Origin of the sequence: Vibrio neptunius (assembly GCA_019339365.1) — a bacterium.
Classification (GTDB): Bacteria; Pseudomonadota; Gammaproteobacteria; order Enterobacterales; family Vibrionaceae; genus Vibrio; species Vibrio neptunius.
Map to the genome: position 1 here is coordinate 2801877 of CP079859.1, position 18415 is coordinate 2820291.

The following is an 18415-nucleotide window of genomic DNA, read 5'->3' on the forward strand; positions in this document are numbered from 1 at the left end:
ACCAGCAATCACAATTGGTGACGTTAAAAAAACAAGCTAAGTATAAAAAATAGTCTTTTCATTATATTCTCGACTGAAAAATAACATTCTAAATAACAGGCAGTCTCGTCTTTCTATCTACCTGACTTTCCAAAATTGTATTATAAGTCATTAAAAATTCGAGTAAATAGTCCGAGCTATAATTAATGTCATCACATAAAAACTCGGCAGAGTGTTATCTGAGACATGATCCGCACAAATCCTCTAATGAACTGTAACCCTCCCCAAAAACTGGTCGCTAGCAATTGGAGTTATTCCGTTTATTTGATCCCCTACCAAAAACCGAAACACTTAAAACTAGAAATTTCCGGCTTCCCGATGCCGATCCCGAAACTGGATCGGTGTTAGATTTTCCAGTGATGAATGAGGACGAAACTCGTTATATTCGACTCGCCAGCTCTCAATTTTGTCTTGCGCATCTTCCAATGATAAAAACCAGTGGCTATTCAAACATTCATCCCTGAAACTGCCATTAAAAGATTCGATAAACGGGTTATCCGTTGGTTTTCCTGGCCTGGAGAAGTCTAAGGTAACCTGTCTCTCATACGCCAACTTATCGAGAGCTTTAGAGATAAATTCACTTCCATTATCAACTTGTATGCGCTCAGGACAGCGACCGTGGAGCTGTCCGATGATATTTATTACGTCAACGACATGCTCACCCCGAATACCATGATCAACGTGAATCGCCATGCACTCACGACTAAAATTATCCACTATAGTTAACGCTCTTATCCGCTTGCCGTCAAACAGGTTGTCCGCCACAAAATCCATGCTCCAACATTGATCTGGTGCCGTGACTTCCGGGCGTTCCATTCGATGTGCCGCTGACACTCGGCGTTTGGGACGCTTACTCCGCAGGTTTAAGCCTTCTTCACGGTAAATTCGCAATACTTTCTTGTGATTGACCAGCCAGCCTTCGCGCCGAAGCAGAACATGAATAGTGATTTAGGGACAGGCACCATAAGCTCATTCAAACACCTTAGCTTCCCATAGTTTTTTAAAATTATTCCTACGTAAACCATAACTATCAGTACCGCTATCACGACCTTTAGTGAATCATTGTTCTACCGAAACAATCCACTGCGCACTAAACCATTGAAGTTCAATAAAATATGGTATTTATGGACGTTGCCTTTCACCATAAATACGATTAAATTCAGGGCGATGAAACTCTGGCTCTGTAGGGTCTTGAGATTGTTCTGGGAACTTCTCATACACTTCAGCTTCATCAAGAAGCAGCCCCGTTCTGCGTCTATCTACTTTCAATTCAGATTGTTTTTCACAGCGCTCTAGAAATAATCTCACGCTTTTAGTTGAAGAGACATCATGCACACTAACATGACATCCATGATTAAATGAAGAGAGCAAATATCGATAATCATTAATATAAAAGTAGACGTCATGCCCTTGTAAATTAGGCCCTAAACGGACGTGATAAGTTAAAAAGCGCCCTCTTGGTGGTTTTTTATCACTTGGGAACTCTAACTCGACACTACCCACATCTCCATAGCGGTATTTCACGTAGCCAGTATCGGGGCTGTAATGCTGATAAGCGCACAAAGACGCTATTTTCCCATTTTTTAGTTGAGCATTAAAATAGATATCTTCATCATCTTGACAGAGTGTCCGATTCAAAGTGTCATCTTCTTTAAGGATTGACGGATGAGCATAAACTGTTGGTACAAATACAACGTTAACAATTAGAGCCGATAATAACCTTCTCAACTTCATTTAAACACCTTAGCTTCCCATAGCTTGTAAAATTATCCCTACGCAACTTATAACTACCAGTACCGCTATCACGACCTTTAGTGACTCATTGTTCTACCGAAACAGTCCACTGCGCACTAAAGCATCGAAGTTCAATAAAATATGGTATTTATGGACGTTGCCTTTCACCATTAATACGATTAAATTCAGGGCGATGAAACTCTGGCTCTGTAGGGTCTTGAGATTGTTCTGGGAATTTTTCATACACTTCAGCTTCATCAAGAAGCAGCCCCGTTCTGCGTCTATCTACTTTCAATTCAGATTGTTTTTCACACCGCTCTCGAAATAATCTCACGCTTTTAATTGAAGAGACATCATGCACACTAACGCTACATCCACGATTAAATGAAGAGAGCAAATATCGGGAATCATTGATATAAAAATAGACCCAATGTCCTTGCAAGCTAGGCGACAAACGGGTGTGATAAGTTAAAAAACGCCCTCTTGGTGGTTTTTTATCACTTGGGAACTCTAACTCTACACTCCCCACATCTCCATAACGGTATTTAACGTAGCCAGTATCAGGGCTGTAATGTTGATAAGCGCACAAAGACGCTAGTTTTCCATTTTCTAGTTGAGCATTAAAATAGATATCTTCATCATCTTGACAGAGTGTCCGATTCAAAGTGTCATCTTCTTTAATGATCAATGGATGAGCATAAACTGTGGATACAAATACAACGTTAACAATTAAAGCCAATAATAACCTTCTCAACTTCATTCAAACACCTTAGCTTCCCATAGCTTATTAAAATTATTCCTACGCAAACCATAACTATCAGTACCACTATTAACAATTTCCGTTACCGAGTTAATCGCGGAATCCTCTGCTCCAGCGTCGGCTTTCAATAAGGCAAAGATGGCCGCCATTGCGACCTTTAGTGAATCATTGTTCTACCGAAACAATCCACTGCGCACTCACCCATTGAAGTTCAATAAAATATGGTATTTATGGACGTTGCCTTTCACCATAAATACGATTAAATTCAGGGCGATGAAACTCTGGCTCTGTAGGGTCTTGAGATTGTTCTGGGAACTTCTCATAAACTTCAGCTTTATCAAGAAGCAACCCAGAAGTAAGCACCTTTCCTTTCAATTCAGATTGTTTTTCACAGTACCCTAGAAATAATTTCTCGCCTTTGATTGAAGACATATCATACACACTAACAAGACATCCGTTATTAACTGAAGAGAGTAAATATCGGTAATCATTGATATAAAAGTAGACCCAATGCCCTTGCACGTTAGGCCCTAAACGGACGTGGTAGGTCAAAAAACGCCCTCTTGGTGGCTTTTTATCACTTGGGAACTCTAACTCTACACTACCTACATCTCCATAGCGGTATTTAACGTAGCCAGTATCAGGGCTGTAATGTAGATAAGCGCACAAAGACGCTATTTTTCCATTTTCTAGTTGAGCATTAAAATAGATATCTTCATCATCTTGACAGAGTGTCCGATTCAAACGGTCATCTTCTTTAATGATCAACGGATGAGCATAAACTGTGGATACAAATACAACGTTAACAATTAGAGCCAATAATAACCTTCTCAATTTCATTCAAACACCTTAGCTTCCCATAGCTTATTAAAATTATTCCTACGCAAACCATAACTATCAGTACCACGATTAACAATTTCCGTCACCGAGTTAATAGCGGAATCCTCTGCTCCAGCATCGGCTTTCAAATAGACTTTGTTGACCAACCAAAAATTCGCTGCCGAGCGTGTGGCATACTTAACCTCCAACAATATATCCGGGTTATTAACTGCATCGATAATATCATCAGGCCAGCGCGCTTGGTGAGCGGCATGCCATTCATTAAAAGCGGTATAATTGCCACGACCAGTTAACTGCTTTAACCCTCGACCTCTAAAGTTCCAACCGTCATCCGTTGTTAAGTAATCACCATTCTTTAAATCTCCCCTACTTCCGTACATAACGTTAAACAGCATGCGTTTATCATCTTCTGATGGCCTTGTGCCATCTTTTTTACAAAAACTCCATTTTCTTTTCTATCAATACCCAGAACATCAATATATCGTTTGCCGGGATGAAGTTTATGATCTGCTGGATAGTATTTCTTTCTCGCTGTCTTGAACTGAGAGGTGTCTAATACCGTAGTCCGGTAATTGGTGTATTCTGCCATGTTCAAAGTGGGCCCCGTTTCTTGCATTATCTGCGCGAAGAAATGAGTCCTACGCAAAGGGGTATCAAGCTTATAAAACTCAATATGGTCATTGAGCTCATCCACAATACCTTGCAACAGATTTTGCTTGCTACTGCTTACCCTTGGGTACACTGCTTGTAGCATCTCAAGTGTAAACATAAACGAATACTTCCACTCTTCAACAACGGCCTCATCTAAAGCAAGAATGGTATTTTTGTCGACAATCCCATCAACGCCGCCGAATAGGTAGCTTTTATGCGTAGTATGAGTCGGTTTATAGTGGGTTTGAAACTGTTTAACTGCACCTTCTGTCGCACGGCCAAAATCGCCATCAGCGCCAGATTTCCCCAAGTCAAAACCCAATGCCATCAAGGCCTGTTGGATTTTCTTTATTTCTTCGGTATCACTAGCGCCTTGTTTAACAGCATGAAAATTGCCTTCCGCCAACTGATTAAGAGGTTTTGACTCTTTCAATATTGAAGATTTCAACATCATGGTGTGTGTTGGTTTTCTGTTCTTGGCGAAAAACTGCAAATGAAGCTTATCTAAACTGTCTTTCGTGCCATTTGCCTCGCGCTCGGCAAGAACACGCTCTCTATTTTCAGCCCACCGTTGTCGATCTTTCGCGGTATAGGTTAATTCTGCTCTCCGCTCTTGACGGTGACGTTGTGCTCTTTCTCGGGTGGTTTCTTGCCTTTCTTCTGGCTCATCTGGAAAAGATTTATAACGCATTTTAAGTTCGCTCACATAAGAAATGGAGCTAAAATTGTATAAATATCGTTCAATGCGTTTTCAGGCTACATCACCATTATTATTATGATTTAACATTATTTATCAGCCCTACTCTCACTAACCCGCTAGTGATTTAGGTTGATTTAGGGGCAGGCACCATAAGCTGTTTTCGCTTGGTTTATTAAATGCGCTTAGTACCATTAATTTGCAGTTATATTGGCTTGATTTGAGGCCAAGGAAGTCACTCAAAACGAAGTGACTTTAGCTTCTTTAGTGGGGTTGGTGGGGTAGCTTTCAACAGTTACCAATAAGGCAGCCTAGTTGGCTGCCTTCATTTAATTGGACTGTATGGTTATAAAGATTAATGAAACCCTTGAATAAAAGTCTCGACGAAACCTTTTAACCGCTCAGCAATACGAGGAAGGATTGTTCTGGTCAATTCCAACCAGACACTTTCTTTAGAGACTTTTCATAATTAACCAGCGACATGTCATTGTTCGCCGAATGCAGCCTTTCGAGATTGCAATACCTCATGTAGGCTGAGACATCTTCCTTCATATGCTCTCTGGTTAGCTGGTGCACTTTAAACAACCAGTCGTGCTTTAAACTTCCGAAGAACCGCTCGACCACTGCATTATCCCAGCAAGCCCTTACATCTCCCATGTTCGCTCGCATGCTATAACCTTGTAGCTGTTTGCGATATTGTCTGCTCGTATACTGAGAGCCTCTATCACTGTGGAACACAAGCACCTTTTCTGGTTGTCTCAGGTTATCTGCCTTTATCAAGGCCTTGCTAACTAAGTCGGTTGTCATTCGCCTATCAATCTACCAGCCAACAACTCGCCGCGAGTACAAGTCCATGACGATAGCTAAATACATCCAGCCTTCACCTGTCTTCAGATAAGTAACGTCACCCGCCCAAACCTGATTAGGAGCAACTGGATTAAAGTTTTGGTTCAACAATTTATCGGCTACGGCATCACTGTGTTTGCGTTTCGTCGTGACTTTGCAAGCCACTCGCTGAGTTACTTTTAGGCCGAGTCTGTTCATCACAGTGCGAACCCTGTACCGACCAACGGTAAAGCCTTCTTCACGCAGCTTCTTTGTCACTTCACGATTCCCAAGACTTTGTCAGCTTTGTTTAAATAGTAACTTCACCCGGCGATAAAGGTTCAACGTTTCAGCAGTGATCATTTTTGCTGGCCGTTTCAACCAGTCGTAATAACCTGAGCGGCTTACTCTCATCGTCTGACAAAGGAAGATTACTGGGTATCGGATTGACTCAGTTTTGATGAAGTTAAACTTTACTTCATTTCTTTCGCGAAGAAGGCTGATGCCTTTTTTAGGATTTCCTTTTCCATACGTAACTCTTTGACTTCTCTACGTAGTCGCTTGAGCTCATCACGTTCATCATCGGATAGCTCAGTGCCTTCTAACTGGGCTTCTAGCTTTTCCTTCCACTTGTAGAGAACTGTAACACCAACAGCTTCTGCAGCCTGAGCTACGCTATAACTTTGCTCTCGGACTAACGCTACGGCTTCTTCTTTAAATTCCTTGGAGTAGCGTTTGTAAGCTCTTTTCTCCGTCATGTTTCACCTCATTGATCTGACAAATATTGTCTCTCAATTAAGTGTCCGACTCTATTAGACCAGTACATGCTCTCATTGGTAGAGATTTTGGACATTAAATATCTGAACAATATCGTTGAACAGAGTCACCGCTGGGTGAAGAAGAAAACACATCAAGCGCTAGGTCGGAAGTCAACGGAAGGATCTTTGGCCAGTTTACATGGGCGTGAAGTGTGGACGATGTTGAAGACCAGACAGCCTTTGAGCGATTTTACCCACTCGCTGCATAATTGTATCTGTCGGATGGGACTGTCGCACCTCTAACTAGATTTGCGACAGAACCACCAACCTTGTTCCCGCAGCAATCAACGCGAATCACAATGGGGGAATTGCTGCGTCTACGCAAATCATGCCGGTACGAAAGTGGTCAATAATTAGTTTCGAACATTGAAAATAAACAATTCATGGACAACTCCAAGTGTGAGAAACTTCTTAACTTGGTGAGCAGTATTGATGAAGTAAGCTAAACAATACAGTAGCCAAAATCAGTTTGATGGATTTTTAAATGCTAACTTAAAATTACGGTCGTAACACCTGATTCATTCATAAAATATCGACTCTTAAAAATCCGCTGCGCTAAACCGTGCTGGGAAATTGAACTATCAAGTACCAACACCACTGACTGTTCACTTTGATTAAAACTAATCACTCGTGCTTTTTCAAACCCAAAATAACAACCAACGTATGGGAAAACTGCTTTAAATAAGCTTTCTTTGGCTGAAAATATAATCGATGTTGCTATGTTGAAGCTCACTCCTTGTTCTCTAAAAAGAGTTAACTCGCCTTCATTATGGATATCTAACCAAACCTGCTCGACTGTCTCTGCATCGAGCCAATCTTCAGTATCTATTCCGACGAATTGGTAGGATGTCCTTTCTGCAACAAGCGCGATCCCCCTATTACTAGCATGAGAAATAGCACCAGCAAGTTTGTCAGGCCACAGAGGTTCACGGTGAGGGCCGATGCCAATCTCAAAATCAACGACCGATAATGCTTCGAGGCACAATTTTGCCATGTATCGTCCAGCTATAAACTCCGCCTGTCTATTTTGTACGCTCTTCCTTATGGATTCAGGAATAGCAATGTTCAGCTCTTCTGCAACCCCACTATTCATGACATGAAATTCACATTGACACAAGAAAGCCCTGCCTTTCATCGCGGCATAGAACTCAATGCGTGAAAGGAAACGGTCTACTGCAGGTAAGTCCAGTGGGCCAACCAAGAGATCACGATACATAAGCCAATCTTATAAATAGAAATAAAAAAGTAGCGTAATGCCTTTTTAAATCAAGGTGAATTTTTTTTCTGGGTGGAAAGGTTAATTGCACATTTTAAGTGTGATCATTATCAAACTTACTAACATAATAATTGATAAAACTACTCTACTTTGTAAGAGTTTCATAAAATTTCAAGTGCAATTAGTTGCTAATCTCATTATATCAATAAATTATTTTGCACATGCACTTACATGCTATGCACTTGAAAATAGTCTTGGATCACTAGAAAGCATACAAATAACAAATAACGTCAATCAATATTTTCAGTTATCAAAACGGTAAATTTAGATAACGCAGAAGCATAGTAGCTAGGATGTAACCATGCCATTAATGATCAATAGATCTTGTCACCTCATTGCCTCGCCTCACCTTCCCCAAAAAAAGTGTGTCTATTTATTTGCGAATAAAGAAGGGCTGATTCGTCTCCAACAATTTGAGTTGCTTTAATTCTCACTCATAAACGAAATGGCATTCTTTATATTTGGTGTGAGGTATGAACCTAACAATCTAAATTTTCATATTGAATCACACGTTAAGCAAAATTTAACAATCACTAATTAAGAAGTTTTAAGTTAACTCTGAGATCCAGGATTAATCTAAATTTAAGCATTTGATCACAATGAATTACTTCCAAGGATTTGGCATGAAAAATCATTATTTTCCGTCATGTGAAGACAGTAGCGATAGAAATTTAAACATACTTAGAGACCATCTGACAGGGCATCAAAATCTCAACCTATTTACTGAAATGTTAGGCGATGTAAAGTCTAGAGAGAACATGTTATGTCAATCAATATCGGTAGCACCCTCTTTAGCTAGTAAATTGACATTGCTATGTGAGTCGCTGAATACATCTTACGACGAAATTTTTCTGACCGCTTTCTTTGTTTTTCTCGCGACTCAAACGGGCGAAAAAGATCTCGTTATTGGAGAACAAAGAGATAGGGCTACCTCGATACCAATAAGGCAGGTTATTGAATCAGATCTGATAGTTTCGACCTTACTTAAACGTATAAATCAGGTTAGAAGATTATTACCTGAATGCGCAGATATTTTTAGTTTGTCTAAAGAACTTGAAGTAGGTGACAGTCATAGACACCCGATTTATCAAGCATTGTTCGTAGGGCTTGATGCCCCTTTTCCAGAACATAAAACACTAACATCGCTCGATATCACTCTTTCTGTGCAACTACAACATCAGAAAATAATCGTTGAGATGCGTTGTAATTCCACATTGATTGAACGAGAAACACTTGAGCGTTTCGCAACTTGCTACTTAGAGGTTCTTAAAGGACTTGTCGCCAACCCACAGCAGTCACTTGCCGAGTTACCTTGTATGTCACCGCAAGATGAGCACACCCTGTTGGTTGAGTGGAACCAGACCCAGTGCGAGTTTCCAAAGCACCTCACTTTACATCGCTGTTTTGAACAACAAGTCGAGCGAACTCCCGATGCCACCGCACTGATTTTCCAGCATCAAGAGCTCTCCTATCAGGAGCTTAACCATCGTGCTAACCAGCTCGCTTATGCCATCCGGGAAAACTACCAGCACATCCATGGGCGCCCACTAGAGCCCGACACGCCAGTGATGCTCTATCTTGAGCGCAGTCTGGAAATGGTGGTGGCTATACTGGCTGTACTTAAGGCGGGAGCGGCCTATGTGCCTGTGGCACCTGAGTTTCCACAGGCACGAACCCTGTTCATGGTTCAAGATACCCAGACGTCAATCGTGCTAACTCAGCAGGCGCTGACACCGAAACTGGAAGAGTGGACGTCAGCGTTAGATACTCCCCCGTCTGTTCTTGCGATCGATGATGCCGCGGCTTTTGCGCAGCATCCAACCAGCAACCTCCCGGAGCACTCGTCACCGAGTGACCTTGCCTACATACTGTACACGTCCGGCACCACTGGGCAACCTAAAGGCGTGATGCTACAGCACGATGGGGTCGTCAACCGCATCCACTGGATGCAGAAGCAATATCCGCTAACCCAAGCCGACCGCGTGCTTCAAAAAACGCCTTACGTCTTCGATGTCTCGGTATGGGAACTGCTCTGGGCCAACTGGGTTGGTGCGGCCATCGTGATGGCTGAGCCAGATAGCCATAAGGACCCACAGCAACTCTGTCAGGCGATAGTTCAACATCAAGTTACAACGCTGCACTTCGTACCTTCGATGCTGCAGGTTTTTGGCCAGTTTTTAGCTGAGCAAGACCGCTCGCTGCCAGCATCAGTCCGCTGGGTTTTTGCCAGTGGCGAGGCGCTCTCTGCTACTCATTGTGACTTATTCAAACAAGTACGCCATCCTCAGGCCCAGCTTCACAACCTATACGGTCCAACAGAAGCGTCCATCGATGTGACTTACTATGACTGTCAGAAGCTGAAAGGCACCAGTGTTCCGATTGGTCAGCCTATTGATAATATTCAGCTCTATGTCTTATCTGAACAAGGCAAACCCGTTCCAGTGGGTGCACCGGGTGAGCTATACCTTGGCGGGGTTGGCGTTGCGAGAGGTTACCTTCATCGTGAGAAGCTAACGCAAGAACGTTTTGTTCCGAACCCTTTTGACACTGATGGGCAAGCCCCGCGTTTATACAAGACTGGTGACCTCGTTCGTTGGCTCCCTGATGGGCACCTAGAGTACTTAGGCCGCAATGATTTCCAAGTGAAAATTCGTGGCTTACGAATTGAGCTTGGGGAAATAGAACAAAGGCTTGCTGCTCACCCGCAAATCGAAGCATGTTGTGTCAACGTTGTTTCTACGAAAGAGACACCGAAAATAGTCGCTTACTATACCCATAAAAAAGCTCACCACAGCCTTAATGACGCCGAACTGATCTCTATGTGGCAAAACATTTATGATCACAGCTACGGTGGGGTACCACAGACTAAACAATTTGATTTGGTGGGATGGAATAGTTCTTATACTCAAGAATCTATCCCACATGAACAGATGAAGGAGTGGGTGAATGAAACTGTTCAAAGAATTAAAGAACAAAAACCCGCCTCTATTCTTGAGATTGGTTGCGGAACAGGGTTATTGCTCTACGGGCTAGTCAATCAGGTCACGCATTATACTGCAACCGACCTTTCATCGACGGTCATTGAGCGTCTCTCCAAAGAGCTAGATTCTAGTGATCTGAGTAATAAGGTTGAGTGTATAGTTTGCCAAGCTCATGAAGTCACAGATCATTGTCAGAGAAATGATATTGACACGGTGATAATAAACTCTGTAGCACAGTACTTTCCAAATATTGATTACTTATCGGATGTCTTGCAATCCGCTATCTCAACAATTCGCGGTACCGGCACTGTGATGATTGGAGATATTCGAGATTATCGACTGGCAGAAACGTTCTACAAATCCGTCATTCGCTACCAACATCCTTCATGGTCCAGTGCAAAAATCCAAGCGGAATGTAAGCATTGCTTTGATACTGAAACAGAACTACTGATTTCTCCCGAGTATTTTTTCCATCTATACCAACAGAATTCACATATCCGCAATATAGAAATTCTGCCAAAGCGGGGGAATGCTGACCATGAAATGAACCGATTCCGCTACGACGTTATACTGCACATCGATACCCGTTGTGTGGTGAATTCAGAGTTGAGCGCCAATACGGCTTCATTTGATACGATTGCTTATACACCAGATCTATCTCTCGATACATTATTGACATCTTCAAACAGGGATATAGCGGTTCTAGGCTACCCAAATGCTAGAGTCTGGGAAGATTGGTGCTACGCTCAACAAAAAACGGATCTTAAGACAAAGTCCATACGTTCGTTGGAAGAGTTATTTGAGCTCGCTGCACAAAAAAGTTACCACCTCAAAGTCTTGCTGGAAACCGAAAACAATCAGCCAGCGACCTACCAGCTCTACTTTAGCCAAAGCAAAATAGATGTCTGGAGCACCATCGTTCCTATCAGTACATTCAATTTGGCTGACGTTGCGAATACTCCTCAGGCTCACAGGCACAAAATATCTGACCATGAGCTGGAGAGTTTCTTGAGTAGCTCTCTTCCCGATTACATGGTGCCCTCAGCCTTTATGTGTTTACCTAACTTCCCCACGACAATTAACGGAAAGTTAGACCGACGAGCCTTACCATTACCTTCTTTTTCATCTTCAGATGATTATGTCGCTCCAAGAAATGATCTAGAGTCAAAATTGTGTACATTGTGGGCAGAAGAGCTGCGTATCGAACGAGTTGGAATTAATGACAACTTCTTCCGTCTTGGGGGTAACTCTATTTCTGCTATTCGACTTATTGCTCGTGTAAAACAACAGTTGGGTATCGAACTATCACTAGCTCTTCTATTTGAAAGTAAAAATATTTTAGCGCTCACTTCACGTTTATCTAATACAACGGTCACTATCATTCCAAATTGCACACAAGGCTCAGTACCGTTGTCCTCAGCTCAGAGCAGATTGCTTTTTATGGAGCAGATTCATCCAAACTCAAAAGCGTCACACGTGCCCTTTTTGGTTAAGCTCTCCCATGACGCAAATAAGACATATCTAATTCAAGCACTTGAACGTATCTATGAGCGCCATGAAATTTTGAGCACAGTTTACCGCCAATCGAACGAAGGTGAATATGTTCAATACCCAAGGGTAGCAAGCTTTGACCATAAATTGGATACATGCGAGACACCGCACTCGTTAGCGGAGCAGATAGAGAGAGATATGTACCATCCCTTTGATCTTGCTCATGACTCCACAATGAGAGTACGTTTATACGAATCTAACCAAGAACACTATCTACTTGTAGTGTTTCATCATATTGCTTTCGATGGTTGGTCTACGAATCTGTTACTGAGTGAATTAACCGCCCTTTACAATGACCAAGTATTCAATACTTCTACTGCCTTACCTGATCTGCAAATCCAATACGCCGATTACTCACAATGGCAGAATGATAATCTCGATTCATCAGCCTCATGTGAGTCGCTAGATTACTGGATCTCACACTTGTCAGGTTCATCCAAATTGGGGCTACCTCTGGACTCAGCCAGATCGCTCAGCCTTGCACCATTGAGCAATGGAGAATTCAGCTTCCGACTGAATCAAGCACAAAGTGAGCAATTGAAGGAGCTGGCCAAGACGCAAGAAACCACTTTGTATACCGTTATGTTAAGTGCATTTTACATCTCTTTAGGCATAACCTCAGGACAGAATGACATTGTGGTTGGCACGCTATCAGACAATCGACATAACGTACAAACCCAGTCGTTGATCGGTTTCTTTGTCAATACTTTGGCAATCAGAGCAGTTATCGACCCAAACCAACGTATTAATGAGTTTATTGGCGCAGTGCACGACAATGTGATTGCCGGCAAATCTAACCAAGAACAGCCTTTTGATCAGATAGTAAGTGCCCTCGGTATTGAGCGAGAGCCCAATGTACACCCTGTTTGTCAGGTTCTATTCACTGTCCAGCACTTTGAAAACCCATTAGAACAGTCAGGGCTACCATTTGAAAAAGTCCAACCGGAGGATAGTGAAGAAATTCATCACCTTGCTCAGTTTGACATGAATCAGTTTGTGAATGATGGGCAGTTCGATCTCAGCATGTCCATTGATGACAGCAAGCCAGAGCTTCATGCAAGGATTAGTTTTCCATCACATCTGTTTAAGGAAGCGACCATTGAGCGTTTTGCATCGGTTTATCTGCAGGTTCTTAAGGGGTTTGTCGCCAACCCACAGCAGTCACTTGCCGAGTTACCTTGTATGTCACCGCAAGATGAGCACACCCTTTTGGTTGAGTGGAACCAGACCCAGTGCGAGTTTCCAAAGCACCTCACTTTACACCGATGTTTTGAACAACAAGTCGAGCGAACTCCCGATGCCACCGCACTGATTTTCCAGCATCAAGAGCTCTCCTATCAGGAGCTTAACCATCGTGCTAACCAGCTCGCTTATGCCATCCGGGAAAACTACCAGCATATGCATGGGCGCCCACTAGAGCCCGACACACCAGTGATGCTCTATCTTGAGCGCAGTCTGGAAATGGTGGTGGCTATACTGGCTGTACTTAAGGCGGGAGCGGCCTATGTGCCTGTGGCACCTGAGTTTCCACAGGCACGAACCCTGTTCATGGTTCAAGATACCCAGACGTCAATCGTGCTAACTCAGCAGGCGCTGACACCGAAACTGGAAGAGTGGACGTCGGCGTTAGATACTCCGCCGTCTGTTCTTGCGATCGATGATGCCGCGGCTTTTTCGCAGCATCCAACCAGCAACCTTCCAGAGCACTCGTCACCGAGTGACCTTGCCTACATACTGTACACATCCGGCACCACTGGGCAACCTAAAGGCGTGATGCTACAGCACGATGGGGTCGTCAACCGCATCCACTGGATGCAGAAGCAATATCCACTAACCCAAGCCGACCGCGTGCTTCAAAAAACGCCTTACGTCTTCGATGTCTCGGTATGGGAACTGCTCTGGGCCAACTGGGTTGGTGCGGCCATCGTGATGGCTGAGCCAGATAGCCATAAGGACCCACAGCAACTCTGTCAGGAGATAGTTCAACATCAAGTTACAACGCTGCACTTCGTACCTTCGATGCTGCAGGTTTTTGGCCAGTTTTTAGCTGAGCAAGACCGCTCGCTGCCAGCATCAGTCCGCTGGGTTTTTGCCAGTGGCGAGGCGCTCTCTGCTACTCATTGTGACTTATTCAAACAAGTACGCCATCCTCAGGCCCAGCTTCACAACCTATACGGTCCAACAGAAGCGTCCATCGATGTGACTTACTATGACTGTCAGAAGCTGAAAGGCACCAGTGTTCCGATTGGTCAGCCTATTGATAATATTCAGCTCTATGTCTTATCTGAACAAGGCAAACCCGTTCCAGTGGGTGCACCGGGTGAGCTATACCTTGGCGGGGTTGGCGTTGCGAGAGGCTACCTTCATCGTGAGAAGCTAACGCAAGAACGTTTTGTTCCCAACCCTTTTGACACTGATGGGCAAGCCCCGCGTTTATACAAGACTGGTGACCTCGTTCGTTGGCTCCCTGATGGGCACCTAGAGTACTTAGGCCGCAATGATTTCCAAGTGAAAATTCGTGGCTTACGAATTGAGCTTGGGGAAATAGAACAAAGGCTTGCAGGGCTCGAAGATGTCAAACATGCCGTCGTCACTGTTACTGAGGTTGAGGAACAGCCCGCGCTATCTGCTTATATTGTGACTCACAGTAAAAAGGAACTTGATGAGAAAGCCGTGGCTTCAACTTTGTCACAGCATCTCCCGAGCTACATGTTGCCGGTAAGCTACACCTATTTGGATAAGCTTCCCGTCACGATCAATGGCAAGCTTGATCGCAACGCCCTACCAGCCCCTAACATTCACTCGACACGTGAATATGTCGCGCCCTCCTCGCCACTAGAGCGCACTTTATGTGAGATTTGGCAAGAGGTCCTGGGGGTGGATCAAGTCAGTGTCGAAGATAACTTTTTCCGACTTGGAGGTAACTCGATCTCTGCGATTCGATTACTTGCAATAACAAAGAAAAAGGCGAATATAAGCTTCCAGTTGACTGATCTCTTTACGCAAAAAACAATTCGTAATTTAGCCGATGCCTGCACCGAAAACTCTGAGCAACAAATCGTTTCACGCGGTGAGGTCTTGTCTCCTATTTCATTTGCACAGCAGAGCATGCTGTTTATTGAAAAGTTTGAAAGTGGCACCGACGCCTATCACTTGCCATATCTTGTTCAACTTACCGATGGAATCAACATGGGGACAATGCTTTCTGCTATTGAAGCCATAGCAGAACGCCATCAGATCTTAAAATCCGTCTACGAAGAGCATCCCGAGCTCGGAGAAGTTCAACGCTACGTACCTGGCACCATCCCGCTGTATTCAGCGACGATTGACGCATCAGCGGATCTAGACATTATCATTAGGGGTGATATCTCACAGCCCTTCAACCTAACCCAAACGTACCCGTTCCGACTTCACCATTATATCCAAGGTGAGCAGAAGTACTTGCTGTTCCTTTGGCATCATATTGCATTTGATGGATGGTCTACCGAGATTTTCCTCGATGAGCTGTCATGTGCGTACTCTGCACTCAGCAAGCAGCAGCAGCCTCAATGGCCACCACTTTCTATCCAGTACGCAGACTTTGCTCAGTGGCAACGTGACTATCTTACGGGTGATAACATAACCTCACTCAGTAGCTACTGGTCAGATCATTTGAAAGGTTATCAAAATCTGTCACTGCCTACTGACATGCCGCGTCCTACACAGGTCCGCTATGACGGTGACGAATACGCGTTTGTTCTTGGTGCTGCTTTGTCTGACCAGCTCAGAGAGCTCGCGAGATCAGAAGAAACCACCTTATACACCGTTATGCTCAGTGCCTTCTACGTCACTTTAGCGACATTGTCTGGACAGAAAGATATTGTCATTGGCACCCCATCAGATAATCGGCACAACGAGCAAACCCACTCCATCATTGGGTTGTTTGCCAACACGATTGCGATCAGAAATCATGTCACACCGACCTTGACAGTGCAGCGTCTTATACGACAAGTACAACAAACAGTACTTGATGGAAAACAGCATCAAGATATGCCTTTTGACCGCATCGTCAATGAGCTTGCCGTAGAACGAGACTTATCTCGTCACCCTATCTTTCAAGTGATGTTCATGTTACAGAGCTTTGGGAGAGCGTCTCGATCACTGCCATTTGAGCCGCTCAATGCACAAGGCACTGATGCGTTCTATACCGCAGCGAAATTTGACCTGACCCTAGCCATCGACGACGCGAAAAGCAACTTAAGCGGCGTATTGAACTTTTCAACCCACTTGTTTGAGAAGTCAACCATTGAGCGTTTTGCATCGATGTATCTGCAGGTTCTTAAGGGGTTTGTCGCCAACCCACAGCAGTCACTTGCCGAGTTACCTTGTATGTCACCGCAAGACGAGCACACCCTGTTGGTTGAGTGGAACCAGACCCAGTGCGAGTTTCCAAAGCACCTCACTTTACACCGATGTTTTGAACAACAAGTCGAGCGAACTCCCGATGCCACCGCACTGATTTTCCAGCATCAAGAGCTCTCCTATCAGGAGCTTAACCATCGTGCTAACCAGCTCGCTTATGCCATCCGGGAAAACTACCAGCATATGCATGGGCGCCCACTAGAGCCCGATACGCCAGTGATGCTCTATCTTGAGCGCAGTCTGGAAATGGTGGTGGCTATACTGGCTGTACTTAAGGCGGGAGCAGCCTATGTGCCTGTGGCACCTGAGTTTCCACAGGCACGAACCCTATTCATGGTTCAAGATACCCAGACGTCAATCGTGCTAACTCAGCAGGCGCTGACACCAAAACTGGAAGAGTGGACGTCGGCGTTAGATACTCCCCCGTCTGTTCTTGCGATCGATGATGCCGCGGCTTTTGCGCAGCATCCAACCAGCAACCTCCCGGAGCACTCGTCACCGAGTGACCTTGCCTACATACTGTACACATCCGGCACCACTGGGCAACCTAAAGGCGTGATGATTGAACAACATTCCATCATGAATTTAGTCTGTTCTCAACGCAAGGCGTTTCATTTTTCTCATCAGGAGCGTGTGTTACTACTTTCTTCTTTTGTATTTGATGCATCGGTTGAACAAGTCTTCATGACTCTGTTGTCTGGGGCACAATTAATAGTGGTTTCTAAGCAAGTCGTTGGTGATCCGAGTCTTATCTACGACAACGTTGCTAAACACAACATTACGCACATTCATACCACTCCGGCATACCTCGCGGAGCTCAGTACTTTGTCAGATCTACGTTCAATTAAACGAGTTATCAGTGGAGGCGATAAATGTACCTCAACGTTAAAACAAACGTGGGGAGAGAGACTGATTAATGAATATGGTCCAACGGAAACAACGGTAACGACTCTTAATAGCTTTTACGACGGTCGAGATCTTTCGGTTGATTGCATTGGCCAGCCGCTCGATAACATACAGATATATATCCTCTCTGAGAATCAAATGCCATTGCCAATCGGGGCTCCAGGAGAACTACACATTGGGGGTGTTGGAGTAGCACGTGGTTACTTTAATCGTCCCGAGCTTACGAGGGAAAGTTTTATACCTAACCCTTTTGTTGAAGCAGACGAGCGAATGTATAGGACAGGAGATATTGTACGTTGGTTATCAGATGGAAAGGTGGAGTTCCTTGGCCGCAAAGACTCACAAGTTAAGATACGAGGCTACCGTATTGAGCTGGGAGAAATAGAGTCAATCTTAAATGCATTTCCCGAAGTCAAACAATCTAGCGTGTGTTTGTCTGAAGATCATGGTCACAAAAAGATCGTCGCCTATGTTTCCTTTGTTGACTCAAAGCACTTATCCACTTCGTCTTTGAAGCAACTTCTGGAACTTCAATTACCTGATTACATGATCCCGAAAGACTTTGTCACATTGGATACCTTGCCACTTACGATTAATGGCAAGGTTGACCATAGTGCTCTTCCAAAGCCGACTCATATTGCAGAGGAAAGTTATGTTGCGCCGAGACATGAACTTGAGTTCCAGTTGTGCCAAATTTGGCAAGATGTGTTGGGTATAGAAAAAATTGGTATTCGCGACAACTTCTTCAAAGTCGGAGGCGATTCAATTCTGGCCGCCAGAGTGATGGCCAAAATCAACTCGGTATTGCAGTGTGCTCATCGATTAGAAGTACACCTCCTCTTTTCTTTTCAATCGATTGAAGCACTTCATCGAGAAATAGCTAGTCAACTACAAAAACATCAACTGGAAAAATCAGGTAAAAGGATGACTCTGTAA

At 44.0% G+C, this 18415-nt stretch carries 8 protein-coding genes and 2 pseudogenes; 1 reads left to right on the plus strand and 9 read right to left on the minus strand.

The features are described from left to right. Positions 1–336: 336 nt before the first annotated feature. From KW548_13170 to KW548_13210, 9 genes and pseudogenes are all read right to left on the minus strand, one after another. Positions 337–1005 (minus strand): annotated as a pseudogene (locus KW548_13170) (IS3 family transposase). A gap of 156 nt (positions 1006–1161) precedes the next feature. Then, positions 1162–1773 (minus strand): hypothetical protein, encoded by a 612-nt coding sequence (locus KW548_13175; protein QXX06067.1) that lies wholly within the window; start codon positions 1771–1773, stop codon positions 1162–1164. 148 nt (positions 1774–1921) lie between these two features. Beyond that, the gene (locus tag KW548_13180; GenBank protein ID QXX06068.1) at positions 1922–2533 is read right to left on the minus strand and encodes a hypothetical protein; all 612 of its coding nucleotides are present in this window, start codon (positions 2531–2533) and stop codon (positions 1922–1924) included. Then, positions 2530–2682: a hypothetical protein gene (locus KW548_13185; GenBank protein QXX06069.1), complete on the minus strand. Its 153-nt coding sequence runs from the start codon at positions 2680–2682 to the stop codon at positions 2530–2532. Before KW548_13185 ends, KW548_13180 begins: the two co-directional genes overlap by 4 nt. A 79-nt stretch (positions 2683–2761) precedes the next feature. Beyond that, entirely contained in the window at positions 2762–3373 is a 612-nt protein-coding gene (locus tag KW548_13190; GenBank protein ID QXX06070.1) for a hypothetical protein, read from the minus strand. Then, positions 3370–3768 (minus strand): hypothetical protein, encoded by a 399-nt coding sequence (locus tag KW548_13195; protein ID QXX06071.1) that lies wholly within the window; start codon positions 3766–3768, stop codon positions 3370–3372. The genes KW548_13190 and KW548_13195 overlap by 4 nt, the downstream gene beginning before the upstream one ends. Beyond that, positions 3729–4715, minus strand: coding sequence for a peptidoglycan-binding protein (locus tag KW548_13200; GenBank protein ID QXX06072.1), 987 nt, complete (start codon positions 4713–4715; stop codon positions 3729–3731). The genes KW548_13195 and KW548_13200 overlap by 40 nt, the downstream gene beginning before the upstream one ends. A gap of 435 nt (positions 4716–5150) precedes the next feature. Then, positions 5151–6304, minus strand: a pseudogene (locus tag KW548_13205) (IS3 family transposase). Between the two features lie 547 nt (positions 6305–6851). Beyond that, positions 6852–7580 carry a 4'-phosphopantetheinyl transferase superfamily protein gene (locus tag KW548_13210; GenBank protein QXX06073.1) on the minus strand — a complete coding sequence of 243 codons (729 nt, stop codon included), beginning with the start codon at positions 7578–7580 and terminating at the stop codon, positions 6852–6854. 683 nt (positions 7581–8263) lie between these two features. On the opposite strand from KW548_13210, the gene KW548_13215 reads away from it, so the two are divergent. Next, positions 8264–18415 carry an amino acid adenylation domain-containing protein gene (locus KW548_13215; protein QXX06074.1) on the plus strand — a complete coding sequence of 3384 codons (10152 nt, stop codon included), beginning with the start codon at positions 8264–8266 and terminating at the stop codon, positions 18413–18415.